This window comes from Bordetella trematum (assembly GCF_900078335.1).
GTDB classification, from domain to species: Bacteria; Pseudomonadota; Gammaproteobacteria; order Burkholderiales; family Burkholderiaceae_B; genus Bordetella; species Bordetella trematum.
In genome coordinates this window covers 149,694-161,644 of the sequence record NZ_FKBR01000006.1, presented here as the reverse complement: position 1 = coordinate 161,644, position 11,951 = coordinate 149,694, and the positions used below count along the sequence as shown (strand labels likewise).

The 11,951-nt window shown below is 66.0% G+C and carries 10 protein-coding genes; 4 read left to right on the top strand and 6 right to left on the bottom strand.

Annotated elements, in window-relative coordinates:
- Window positions 1-10: 10 nt before the first annotated feature.
- The 3 genes from A7V84_RS01420 (at window position 11) to A7V84_RS01410 (ending at window position 4,175) form a co-directional block, all read left to right on the top strand.
- Window positions 11-1,291 (top strand): MFS transporter, encoded by a 1,281-nt coding sequence (locus A7V84_RS01420; RefSeq protein WP_025516164.1) that lies wholly within the window; start codon window positions 11-13, stop codon window positions 1,289-1,291.
- 33 nt (window positions 1,292-1,324) lie between these two features.
- Entirely contained in the window at window positions 1,325-2,305 is a 981-nt protein-coding gene (locus A7V84_RS01415) for a threonine/serine dehydratase (RefSeq protein WP_033534715.1), read from the top strand.
- A gap of 463 nt (window positions 2,306-2,768) precedes the next feature.
- A complete protein-coding gene (locus tag A7V84_RS01410; protein WP_025516161.1) occupies window positions 2,769-4,175 on the top strand; it encodes an amino acid permease in 1,407 nt (468 codons plus the stop codon).
- Window positions 4,176-4,224: 49 nt separating this feature from the next.
- On the opposite strand, the gene A7V84_RS01405 is transcribed toward A7V84_RS01410, so the two are convergent.
- The 4 genes from A7V84_RS01405 to A7V84_RS01390 form a co-directional block, all read right to left on the bottom strand.
- Window positions 4,225-5,910: an HAL/PAL/TAL family ammonia-lyase gene (locus A7V84_RS01405; protein WP_063492276.1), complete on the bottom strand. Its 1,686-nt coding sequence runs from the start codon at window positions 5,908-5,910 to the stop codon at window positions 4,225-4,227.
- A 15-nt stretch (window positions 5,911-5,925) separates the two neighbouring features.
- Window positions 5,926-7,104: an MBL fold metallo-hydrolase gene (locus A7V84_RS01400; protein ID WP_082833028.1), complete on the bottom strand. Its 1,179-nt coding sequence runs from the start codon at window positions 7,102-7,104 to the stop codon at window positions 5,926-5,928.
- Window positions 7,105-7,356: 252 nt separating this feature from the next.
- Window positions 7,357-7,983 carry a response regulator gene (locus A7V84_RS01395; protein WP_033534716.1) on the bottom strand — a complete coding sequence of 209 codons (627 nt, stop codon included), beginning with the start codon at window positions 7,981-7,983 and terminating at the stop codon, window positions 7,357-7,359.
- A 27-nt stretch (window positions 7,984-8,010) separates the two neighbouring features.
- Window positions 8,011-8,991 carry a tripartite tricarboxylate transporter substrate binding protein gene (locus A7V84_RS01390; protein ID WP_025516155.1) on the bottom strand — a complete coding sequence of 327 codons (981 nt, stop codon included), beginning with the start codon at window positions 8,989-8,991 and terminating at the stop codon, window positions 8,011-8,013.
- A gap of 160 nt (window positions 8,992-9,151) precedes the next feature.
- Between A7V84_RS01390 and A7V84_RS01385 the strand changes: the two genes are divergently transcribed.
- Window positions 9,152-10,255 carry a PAS domain-containing sensor histidine kinase gene (locus tag A7V84_RS01385; RefSeq protein WP_025516153.1) on the top strand — a complete coding sequence of 368 codons (1,104 nt, stop codon included), beginning with the start codon at window positions 9,152-9,154 and terminating at the stop codon, window positions 10,253-10,255.
- Window positions 10,256-10,325: 70 nt separating this feature from the next.
- Here A7V84_RS01385 and A7V84_RS01380 read toward each other — a convergent pair whose 3' ends face one another.
- On the bottom strand, window positions 10,326-11,120 hold the full coding sequence (locus A7V84_RS01380) for a crotonase/enoyl-CoA hydratase family protein (protein ID WP_025516152.1): 795 nt from the start codon (window positions 11,118-11,120) through the stop codon (window positions 10,326-10,328).
- A 27-nt stretch (window positions 11,121-11,147) separates the two neighbouring features.
- Window positions 11,148-11,945, bottom strand: a complete 798-nt coding sequence (locus tag A7V84_RS01375; protein ID WP_025516150.1) for an enoyl-CoA hydratase — start codon at window positions 11,943-11,945, stop codon at window positions 11,148-11,150.
- Window positions 11,946-11,951 lie beyond the last annotated feature (6 nt).

Sequence of the window (11,951 nt, the reverse complement as noted above, 5' to 3'; positions counted from 1 at the left end):
GCTTGCCCCCATGACTACCGCAAGTGCACAACCGGCCGGCGCCAAGCCCCAGCCTTCTTCATGGCGCATCATCGCCGCCGCCTCCATCGGCAATGCGCTGGAGTGGTTCGACCTGGTGGTCTACGGTTTTTTTGCCGTCACCATCGCCCGGCTGTTCTTTCCCAGCGACAACGAAAGCGTGTCGCTGCTGCTGACGCTGGGCACTTTCGGCGTGTCATTCTTCATGCGGCCGCTGGGCGCGCTGGTGCTGGGGGTCTATGCCGACCGGGTCGGGCGGCGGGCCACGCTGACGCTGGCCATCATGCTGATGATGCTGGGCACCCTGATCATCGCAATCATGCCCACCTATGACGCGATCGGCATCTGGGCGCCCATCGGCATCGTGGTGGCGCGGATGATCCAGGGCTTCTCGGCTGGCGGCGAGTTCGGCAGCGCGACGGCCTTCCTGGCCGAGCACACCCCCAACCGGCGGGGCTTTTTCTCCAGCTGGCAGGTCGCCAGCCAGGGCGTGACGACGCTGCTGGCTGCCGGCTTCGGCGCCGGCCTGAACGCGTGGCTGAGCGCCGAGCAGATGGCCGACTGGGGCTGGCGCATCCCGTTCTTCTTCGGGCTGCTGATCGGCCCGGTGGCCTATTACATCCGCACGCAGATCGACGAAACGCCCGAGTTCCTGGCGACCGAACGCAGCGCCGCCCCCCTGGCGGAGACCTTCACGGAGCACCGGCTGCGCCTGTTGCTGGCCATCGGCACCGTGGTGCTGGGCACTGTTGCAACCTATCTCGTGCTGTTCATGCCGACCTATGCGGTCAAGCACCTGGGCATCCCGCCGACGGCCGCCTTCGCGGCCACCCTGGTCACTGGGGTGGTGCAGTTGATCGTCTCGCCCTTCGTGGGGCACTGGTCGGATCGCCACGGCCGTACCGGCGTGATGATGGCGTCCGCCGTGCTGTTCCTGCTGTGCATCTACCCCTTGTTCATGCTGCTGGCGGCCAACCCCAGCCTGGGCACCATGATCGTGGTGCAGATCGCGATCGGCATCCTGCTGTCGGGCTACTTCGGCGCCCTGCCCGCCCTGCTGACGGATATCTTTCCCACGCAGACGCGCACCACCGGCATGTCCCTGGCCTACAACATCGCCGTCACCCTCTTCGGCGGGTTCGCGCCCTTCATCATCGTGTGGCTGATCGCCACCACGGGCAACAAGTTCGCGCCCAGCTTCTATCTCATCTTTGCTGCGCTCATCAGCCTGAGCGCCCTGGTGGCGGTACGCCGACGCCTGGGCCTGCGCTGACGCGCCGATTCATCAAGGACGTCTCACTCCAATATGTCTCAGACACAGACTCCGCCCGTCCCCGGCGCCGCCGATATCGCCCTGGCGCAAGAACGGTTGCAACCCTGGGTGCGCCGCACGCCCGTGCTGCAAACCGACGCCTTCACGCCGGTGGCCGGCACCCCCGTGAACTTCAAGTTCGAGCTGCTGCAGGTCAGCGGCACCTTCAAGGCCCGCGGCGCCTTCTCCAACATGCTGGCGCTCAGCGACGCCCAGCGTACTGCCGGGGTGACCTGCGTGTCGGCCGGCAACCACGCCGTGGCGGTGGCCTATGCCGCCATGCGGTTGGGCATCAGTGCCAAGGTGGTGATGATCAAGACGGCCAGCCCGGCGCGCGTCTCCTTGGCGCAGGAATACGGCGCCGAGGTGATTCTGGCCGAAGACGGCCCGAGCGCCTTCGAAACCGTGCTGCGGATCCAGGATCAGGAAGGCCGCTTTTTCGTCCATCCCTTCGATGGCCCGGCCACCGTGCTGGGCACGGCTACCCTGGGGCAGGAATGGATGGAGCAGGCTGGCGAACTGGACGCGGTGATCGTGCCCATCGGCGGCGGCGGCCTCATCTCCGGCATCAGCCGCGCAGTCAAGTTGGCCCGCCCCGGCTGCCAGGTGTTTGGCGTCGAACCGGCTGGCGCGGACGCCATGCATCGCAGCTTCGAGGCCGGCAGCCCCGTCAAGATGGGCCCGATGCAGAGCATTGCCGACAGCCTCATGGCGCCCCACACCGAGCGCTATACCTATGAATTGTGCCGCCAGCACGTCGACCGCCTGGTGAAGGTGGACGACGACCTGCTGCGTCAGGCCATGCGCTGCCTGTTCGACCAGCTCAAGCTGGCGACCGAGCCGGCCTGCGCAGCCGCCACCGCCGCGCTCATCGGCCCGCTCAGGCAGGAGCTGGCCGGCAAGCGCGTCGGCGTGCTGCTGTGCGGCACCAACACCGATCCACAGACCTTCGCGCGCCATCTGAACGCATCCTGAACCCCGGCACCCGGGCCTCGGCGCCCGCCTCTGGCGCATTCATCCAGGATGCGCCGCAGGCGCGGCCCGCCCACTGCCCTGCGCCCGCCCCCCTGGCATCGCCTGGCGCAGCGCTGGCGATCGCCCCGGCCTGAAAGCTTCGTGTCGCCAGGCTGCGTCGCGTATTCATATCTTCCCTCGGCGCAGGGATGCGAATAAGCGGCTTCTCTCATGAGACGCGCCCCGATCCTATTGATGGACAGCCACTCATCATCCCGATCGCGCACGCACACCAATGAGACATCCGGGCCGGCCGGGAGCAGAAAGCGGATTGATCTGTTACTGCGCCCCTTTCCTGCTGCCACCCCAAGCTCTTCCGTACTCTGGCCCCCCCGCGAGCAACCGGCCAGCCATCTTCCCGTGTCAGGCATCGTCACGACAACAGCGCTGGGCCGGCCATCGCCAACCCGCAACGGAGACGCTGTTGTCCAACTCAAACCACACTGAACTGAAAGGCGGGCTCAAGCCGCGCCACCTCACCATGATGTCGATCGCCGGCGTGATCGGCGCGGCGCTCTTTGTCGGTTCCGGCACCCAGATCGCTCTGGCCGGCCCAGCCGTCATTCTGGCGTTTCTGGGCGGTGGGATCCTGGTGGTTCTGGTCATGCGGATGCTGGGCGAAATGGCGGTCGCCCAGCCTGACACCGGCTCCTTCTCCACCTATGCCGACCGGGCCATCGGTCGATGGGCCGGCTTCACCATTGGGTGGCTGTATTGGTATTTCTGGACATTGCTCATGGGCTGGGAAGCCTATGTGGCGGGCCAGATACTCCATGAATGGTTCCCCATGTTTCCGGCCTGGGGCTACGCACTGATCCTCACGGTGACGCTGATCGGAGTCAATTTCCTCAATGTGCGCAACTACGGTGAGTTCGAGTTCTGGTTTGCGCTGATCAAAGTCGTGGCCATCATCCTGTTTCTGGTGATCGGCAGCCTGGCCATCGTTCACCTCTGGCCCTGGGGCGAGGCGCGTGGCTGGAGTCAACTGACCGCGCAAGGTTTCATGCCCAACGGGCCCAAGGCGGTCGTGGTGGCGCTGTTGGGCGTCATGTTTGCGTTCATTGGCGCCGAAATCGTGACCGTCGCGGCCGCCGAATCTGCCGATCCGGGCCGGGCGATTCTCAAGACCACCAACTCCGTGGTGTGGCGCATCTGCCTGTTCTATATCGGCTCTATCTTCATCGTGGTCTGCCTGGTGCCGTACAACTCGCCCGGCCTGCAAGACCCCACCCGGGGCACCTACGACATCGCGCTCGATGCTCTCGGCATTCCGTACTCCCGCCTGATTGTGAATTTCATCGTACTGACCTCTGTCTGCAGCTGCTTCAATTCGGCGCTCTATACGGCCTCGCGCATGCTGTATTCCCTTTCGAAACGGGGCGATGCGCATCGCATCATGCAACGCACCGGGCGGCGCACCGGCACCCCCTACGTGGGCGTGATCATTTCCAGCCTGTTTGCGTTTCTGGCGGTATGGCTGACCGCCACTTCACAGATGGATCTGTACGACGTGCTGATGCAGGCAACCGGCACCATCGCCCTTTTTGTCTATCTGGTGATCGCCTGCTCGCAGCTGCGCATGCGCCAACGCCTGCAGGCGCAGGGCGTCGCCTTGCAATTCAAGATGTGGTTGTTCCCCTGGCTGACCTACGCCGTGATTCTCTTCATTATTGGCGCCCTGATCATCATGGTGGTGGAAGGCACCTACCGCAACGAGGTGCTCTACACCTCCCTGCTGGGTGGCGTGATTGTGGTCATGGGCATTGTGGCGCAGGTATTCGGCATCGGTAAACCTCGGGACGCGGCCGGCGCCAACCCGCCCGCGCGCTGACCGCGAGCGGCGCCGCCCGGCGTGAGGGCCGGGCGTCAGCCGCCCGCCATCAAGGCGGGGATTGGCGGCGGTGCGCCGCCAGGAAAGCATGGGCACGCGCCAGATCCTGATCGACCCGACGGTCGGCCGTCAGAGCCGGCACGACCTGACGGAAACTGCGCCACAGCGCTGCGGTGCCCTGCCCGGGCTGGTAATCCGGGTGCGCGGCCCGGCGCAGGTCCAGCGCCTGCGCGGCCAGCAGCAACTCCAGGGCGAGCTGGCGATTGACCCCGGCCACCTGCTGACCCAGGCGTTGCGCAATCCAGGGAGCGTTGCTGCCAACGTCCTCGATATTGCCCGCCTGCGGCTGAACGTCGGTCATCACCGGTTGAGCCAGACTGCGCACCCCGGCGGCGAGCGACGACACGCTTTTCTGCACCGGCCCATAGCCGATGGCCCCGCCACCCGGGCTGAGAAAGCGCGCCAACCCGGTGAAGCCGCTCTCGGTCAGGCGCAGGCTGCGCTGCGCCGACAACTGCGCCACCTGCGACAGGGCCACCGTCATGCCCTGCAGGGGCAAAGCCCAGGCGCTGGGGTCGAAGCTGGCGCTCGGAATGACCGCCCCACGCACCTCGCCCTGTGTCACGTAGAACTGTTTCTCGTAGGCCGAAGCGTCGGCCGGAACCGCCGCGTCGAGCACCACCGTCGGGTTGTCATCGGCATGGTTGATCTGCAGCACAAGCTGCGCCTGCAACAGGCCCAGCAGATCCCGGGCCGCACCGTGCGCCTGGCTGGCCGTGCGAAAGCTCAGCGGATCCTGCAAGGCCCGCTGCGGATCGGGCTGCCACAACGAACTGCCCTGCAGCAGCTCGCGCATATGAGAGGCGGCGGCCTGCTGGCCGGAAAAAGGCCGCTGAGCCTGCGTCACCGGCAGCAGCGGCGCCAGATTGCCGCCCAGCCCTTCCAGCGACAGCGCCGCCACCGCATCGGCCTGCGCCAGCAAACGGGCCACATCGCGCGCGGCCAGACTGGCCAGCGCGGCGCCGTAGGCATTGGCGCTGACCACGCCCAGGCCATCCTTGCCATACAGACGCAAGGGCGTCAGCCCCGCCTGCTGCAGCGCGTCGGCGGCAGCCATCCGACGCCCCCGGTAATCCACCTCGCCCTCCCCCATCAGGGCCAGGCCGATGGGCGCCAGCACGGTGATGTCGGCCTCGCCGACCGATCCGTCGCCAAACAGCACCGGCGTGATGCCGTGATTGAGCAGATCGGCATAGCCTTGCACGACCTGCGGCTGCAGCCCGGCGCCGCCTGTCAGGGCCGTATTGAGGCGGATCAGCAGCGCTGCGCGCGCCACCTCACGCGGCACCGCCTCACCATAGGCCGCGCTGTGCGAATTGAGCAGATCTCGGTTGAACTGTTCCGAGCGGGCGCGCACCGCCGGCGAAATCTCGCCGCCTTCAAAGATGGTCTGGTCCTTGTTCAGCCCCACCCCCCGGTTCAAACCGTAGACCGGACGGTCCAGTTTGGCGTAGGCCAGCAGCAACGCGTGGGCGCGCTCGACCCGCTGACGCGCGTTGGCGTCCAGGGAAACCGGACAATCATGCCGCGCCACGGCTTCGATCTGCGCCAGCGTCAGGGAACGCCCATCCAGCGCGACCGCGGCGCAGCCGGGCGCGGCCGATGCCAGCGACGGCAGACCTGCCAGGTACAACGCCGTCAGCCGGCTCAGGGACTTCAGTGAAAAAACAGGCATGGTTGCACTCCTGCCTCAAGGACGGCCGCCCAGCGGCAGACGCATCAGATCCTGGCCGACCACCACCGGCCCGGCGAAGGTCTCGCGCGCCTGCGCCCAATGCTCGGCCGGCGCATCACCCGGCACCAGATGCGACAGCACCAGCGTCCGTACCCCGGCTCGTGTGGCAACCTCGCCAACCTGCTGCGGTGTGGTGTGGGCCTCCAGCAGCTGCCTGGCCAAGGCCTGCTGACGCGCATCCCAGGGTTTGGCCCCGACGATGTGATCGACCCAGGCCGGATCGATCGCCTCGTGCACCAGGATATCGGCGCCCTTGGCCAGACGGATCAGGTTGTCGCTGACGGCTGTATCGCCGGAGAACACCACCGAACCCTGGGCCGTGTCGAAGCGATAGGCAAAGTTGGGAAAGACCAGGCCATGCGGCACCAGCGTGGCGCTGACCTTGACCTGCGGATCCTGCCACACCACGAACGGTTCCATCGGCGGCGCCGGGTCGGTATTGGGATCCACCTTCAGCCCGGCCGGCAGGGCAATGTCATGAGTCTGGAAGAACTTGCGCACATCGGGCACGCCCTCGCTGCGCACCCGGATGTTCATGTCGGCCGCCATGGCGCCCACGATGGCGTCGACCATGTCGCGCGTGCCCGCCGAGGGGTTCTCGTGATGGATGACGACCTCTTCCTTCATGCCCGGGGCCAGCGGCGGCAGCACGCCGCGGTTGCCCGGCCCGAAAATCTGCAGCGATGCGCCGGCCCGGCGGCGTGCGCTGGGGTCGTACATCAGCAGGCTGGCCAGATCGACCACGTGGTCGGTGTGCAGGTGCGTGAAGAACACCGCCTGCTCCATGCCGGGCTTGATGCCGGCGCGGCGCAACTGCCGGTAGGCGCCCGAACCCAGGTCCACGATATAGGCCCGGCCATCGATCACCAGCGCCGACGAAATGCCATGCGGCGAATCCTTGCCGTACCAGGTCGGGCCGCCGGCCACGCCCAGCAGCACCAGTTCGGCACCCGGCGCGGCGGCCAGTGCGGCGGCGGGACGGGCCGCGTCGGCGGCCTGGGCCGGCAGACCCACTCCCCAGGCCAGGGCCAGCGACAGCAGCGATCCGCCCAGCACGGCGGCCCGGCGGCGCCAGGCGGCGCGCACGGGGGAATACGAAAGGGAGCCGGCCTGGCCGGCAAACGAAGCATGCATGGGATGTCCTCCTTGGTATGGCTGGCAGATCGGTCGAGCCGCCTTGTCATCGTCCGACCGACCGTTTGCGGCCGCCAGACTGTTGCCGGGTGGCCTGGCCCAGACAGACCCCCGGTATGCCCGCCATGATAGGAAGCACAAAACCTAATGTCGCATTCCGTTTCGTCGCTGCTTCATAACACCTTGTTAAGGGCCAAAAAAAGACCCCATGACCGAGAGTGGACATAGGGCGGAAAGCGGCAGCTCGCCAGATCAGTCGATCAGGCGATGATGAATGGCGTACTGCACCAGCTCGGCATTGCTGCCGGCCTTGAGTTTCTGGAGAATGCGCGCGCGGTAGGTGCTGACGGTCTTGACGCTGACGATCAGTTGCTGGGCAATGTCGGTCAGGCGTGCGCCCTGCACCATGAGCAGGAATATCTGCCGCTCCCGTGGCGAGAGGGATTCGTGCAGGGTTTCGCCTCGCGCTACCGTAGCCAGTGTCTTGTCGGAGATCTCGGCCGGGAAATAGCGCCCGCCGGCGGCCGCCTGGCGGATGCTCAGCACCAGCGCATCGGGCTCCATGTCCTTGGCTACGTAGCCGGTGGCGCCCAGCTGAAAGGCACGCAAGGCATATTGCTCGGCCGGATACATGCTCAGCATGACGATGGGCAGCCGGGGCCATTCCGCGCGGATCGACGGCAGCACGTCCAGGCCGCTGCGCCCGCGCAGGTTCACATCCAGCAGCAGCACATCATAGGCAGCCTCGCGCAGGCGACCGAGCGCCTCCTGCGCGTCGGCCGTCTCGCCGGCCACGCAGATATCGTCTTCGTCGGCCAGCAGGCGCTTGAGACCCTCACGGAAGATGGTGTGGTCATCGACGATCAGGACACGGATCATGGGTGGCGACAAGACGGGTGACAGGACTTACTGGCCGCCGCGCGGTACGTTCAGGGCGCCCAGGATACGGGTTTCGCTCTCGACCGCATCGCGCGCGAAATCGCGATAGGCCGCAGCGTCGAGGTATTGCTCTTCCATATCATAGTTGGTCAGCGACTCCTGGAAGGCCTTGCCCTGCATGGCCTGGCGGAATCCATCGTGCAAGCGCTGCACCACGGCGGGCGGCGTGCCCTTGGGCGCGGCCAGGCCCCACGGTGAAGTCTGTACCATGTCGATGCCCACTTCGCGCAGGGTCGGCACATCCGGGAACTGCGGCACGCGCTTGTCCGTCCAGACCACCAGCAGGCGCATCTTGCCGGCCTTGACATAGGGCACCCACGATGAGGCGTCCGCCACCGACATGATGTGTCCGCCCAGCAGGGCGGGCAGCGCCTCGGCCACCCCCTTGTAGGGCACATGATTGAACTGCACCCCCAGCGTGCGGGCAATCTGCTCCATCGTCAGGTGCTGGGTGGTGAGGCTGCCCACCGTACCGTAGCTCAGCTCGCCGGGATGGCTGCGGGCATACTCGACGTAGTCCCTGAAGCTCTTGATGGGCGAGTCGGCCGCCACCACCAGGCCCCAGGTGAAGCCGGTCAAGCGAATGACGTATTCCAGGTCCTGGGCAGGATCCCACTTGATGCTGTTGATGTACGGCAGCCGGTACACGCTCTGCGGAATCAGGCCCAGGGTGTAGCCGTCCGGCGCACTGTTGAGCAGCTGATAGGCCGGCATGACACCACCGGCGCCAAGCTTGTTCTCGATGATGATGGGCTGGCCAAACACGGTGGCCGCGCTCTCGGCCAGGGCCCGGACCACAATGTCGGTCACGCCGCCTGGCGAGAAGCCGACCAGGATGCGGATGGGCCGCGAAGGGAAGGCTTCGGCGGCATGCAGGGCACGGCCCAGCAGCGTGCTGCCGCCAAGCGAGGCGGCGGCAGCCAGTTTCAGAAGTGATCGTCGTTGCACCGTGTTGTCTCCCGTATCTGGCCCGGCATTGACATGCATGTAGGGCCTCATTAGTGTGGGAGAGAGTTTAAAGAGGCGTGTTCGTATTTTCTTGTCGGATATAGCCTATCTTCATGTCATCGTTTTCCTACTTGGAAGGCGATATTCCAGGTGTGGAAGGATGCAGGATCTTCGCTGGCCCTTGAGCCAGGATGCTACCAATTATCGTCTGCTCTTCGAGGGGCTGATTGAACAGTCCGTCGCGGGCATCTACCTGTTGCAGAATGCGCATCTGGTCTATGTCAATGATGCCTTTGCGCGGCTTTGCGGCGTGCCACGGGAAAAACTGGTCGGCCGCCCGTTGGCCAAAGTCGCCCCGCCGCAGCAGCGCGACTCCCTGCTCAAACAGTATGAGCGCCGCCTGACCGGCGACAAAGATTCGACCTTCACGGTGCGCCTGCAATTGCCCGGCGGTGGCGAACGGGCCCTGGAGATCCACGGACGGCGCATCGATTTCAATGGCGAGCCGGCTGTCATCGGCGTGGGCATCGACGCCACCGAGCGCCTGCAACGCCAGGCCGAGCTGCAGCAATCGCGCGCCGCCCTGGCCGAGCTGGTAAACCATATCGAAACCTTGCGTGAGGCCGAGCGCCAGCGCTTCGCGATGGAGCTTCATGATGCAGTGGGCGGCATGCTCTCGGCGCTCAAGTTTGATCTTTCGCGGCTGTCACGCCAGTTGCACAAGACGCCCGACGAGCCGGCGCAGGCGCAACGGCTGACGCAGATGATGGGACAGTGCCTGAGTTTGCTGCAGGACACCATCACCACGGTGCGCCAGATCTCGGAAGACTTGCACCCCAGCGCCCTGCCCCACCTGGGCCTGCCCGTGGCCATCGAGAACCATCTGCGGCAGTTCGAGACGCGTTACGGCCTGATCTGCCATTACCGCAAGCAGGCCGCTCCGCTGGCGCTGGATGCCGACGCCATGGCGCATCTTTACCGCATTTTCCAGGAAAGCCTTACCAACGTCGCCAAACATGCCCAGGCCCGCCATGTCTGGGTGACGCTGGAACACGATGGTGGCGCACTGGAACTGACCGTGCGCGACGATGGCGTGGGTCTGCCGCAGGCGCAACCACGCCCCGGCAGCTACGGCTTGATGGGTATGCGCGAGCGCGCCCGCCTGCTGGGGGGCACGCTCGCGCTCGAGCCCGCGCCGGATGGCGGTACCTGCTTGCGGCTGCGCCTGCCTGACCGGCCGGCGCCATCGCGGGCATCTGCCTGAAAGCCTGACCGGAATCCATTGCGGGGCCTCCATGGGGCCCCGCAATGCTCATGTCTGGAGCCGGACCGCGTCAACGCCCCTGGAAGCGGGCCTCGCGACGCTCGATGAAGGACTGGATGCCTTCCTTGAAGTCTTCCGAAGCGAACACCTTTTCGCGAATGGCCGGGATGCAGTCGATGGCGGCGGTTTCACCGCCGCGCAGATATTCCAGCGCGGCCTGCTTGGTCGCACGCAGGCCCAGCGGCGCGTTGCGGCAGATGCGCCGCGCCAGGTCCATGGCCCGTTCGAGATGCTGTCCGAAGGGCACGACCTCCTGCACGAAGCCCAGCTCGCGAGCCCGCTCGGCGCCGAACTCCTCGCACAGAAAGAGGTGGTACATGGCATTGCCCCAGCCCGTGCGCGTCAGATAGCGGAAATGGGCGCCGCCCAGCGGCGCAATGCCGCGGCGCGACTCCAGCTGCCCGAAGCGCGCCGTGTCGGCGGCCACCACGATGTCGCAGGCCAGCATGATCTCGATGCCGATGGTGTAGGTGATGCCCTGCACCACCGCGATCACCGGCTTGGTGGTGCGCCGCTTCAGGCCGAAGGGGTCGACCCATTCGTCCGGACGCGGCCGGGCCGTGGCCTTGGGCCCGAAAAACTTGGGCATGTCCAGCCCGGCCGTGGTGTGCTCGCCGGCGGCGCAGACAATTGCGACCCACAGCTCGTCATCGTCCTCGAAGGTGGTCAGATGCTGCGCCAGCTGCTCCATCATCTCGGGCGAGAAGGCATTTTTCTTGGCCACGTTGTCGACCGTGATCAGGCAGATGTTGCCCTGGCGCTCCAGGCGCACCTCGCCGGGCCGATCGCTTGCGCTTGTCGTCATATCGCTATCTCCTTGGGATGTTCAGGCTCAGCTCAGCGCCTTGGCGCCCTTGATGGTGGAGTCCAGGCCTCGCTTGAGGTGCGCCTGAAACTCTTCGGTGACATGGGAAAGCTGGTGCACATCGAAGTGCGCCTGGATGGCGGCACGAAAACCCTGCGCGTCCCAGGTCCGGTTGAGCGAACGCTTGGTAAAGCGCAGCCCATAAGGCGGGGCCTTGGCGATGTGTTCGGCCAGCGCCAGGGTCGCGGCTTCCAGCTCGGCCACGGGCACCACGCGGTTGACCATACCGATCTGCAAGGCCTCCTGGGCCAGCAGGCGTTCGCCGGTGAAGATCAGCTCCTTGGCGCGGCGCATGCCCATCACCCACGGATGGATGAGCACCTCCAGGCTGGCCGTGCCCATGGAATGGGCCACCGGGTCGGAGAAAAAGGCGTTATCGGCGCAGACGATCAGGTCACACATATTGGCCACCATATAGCCGCCGGCGATGCAGGCGCCCTGCACCTGGGCAATGGTGGGCTTTTTCAGATCATGAATGCGCAGGCAGTACTCCAGAAAATGCTCTTCCTCGTACTCCCAGCGCTGTTCGACGGTGGGGTTGGGCCGCTCCACACGGGCCGACTTCAGATCGTGGCCAGCCGAGAAATGGTCGCCCACCGCACCCAGGATCACGACCCTGACGCTGTCATCGGCCTCGGCCGCGCGCATGGCGTGGTCCAGCTCGCGCAGCAGGCTGCGGTCCTGGGCGTTGCGGACCTCGGGCCGGTTCAGGTAGATACGGCAGACCGCAGCGATGTGCTCGACCTGGATCAGGGAATAGTTCATCAGTGT

Coding starts and splice junctions, on each gene's coding strand:
- A7V84_RS01420 (WP_025516164.1), top strand. CDS start 11: ATGACTACCGCAAGTGCACAACCGGCCGGCGCCAAGCCCCAGCCTTCT.
- A7V84_RS01415 (WP_033534715.1), top strand. CDS start 1,325: ATGTCTCAGACACAGACTCCGCCCGTCCCCGGCGCCGCCGATATCGCC.
- A7V84_RS01405 (WP_063492276.1), bottom strand. CDS start 5,910: ATGCCTGTTTTTTCACTGAAGTCCCTGAGCCGGCTGACGGCGTTGTAC.
- A7V84_RS01400 (WP_082833028.1), bottom strand. CDS start 7,104: ATGCATGCTTCGTTTGCCGGCCAGGCCGGCTCCCTTTCGTATTCCCCC.
- A7V84_RS01395 (WP_033534716.1), bottom strand. CDS start 7,983: ATGATCCGTGTCCTGATCGTCGATGACCACACCATCTTCCGTGAGGGT.
- A7V84_RS01385 (WP_025516153.1), top strand. CDS start 9,152: ATGCAGGATCTTCGCTGGCCCTTGAGCCAGGATGCTACCAATTATCGT.
- A7V84_RS01380 (WP_025516152.1), bottom strand. CDS start 11,120: ATGACGACAAGCGCAAGCGATCGGCCCGGCGAGGTGCGCCTGGAGCGC.
- A7V84_RS01375 (WP_025516150.1), bottom strand. CDS start 11,945: ATGAACTATTCCCTGATCCAGGTCGAGCACATCGCTGCGGTCTGCCGT.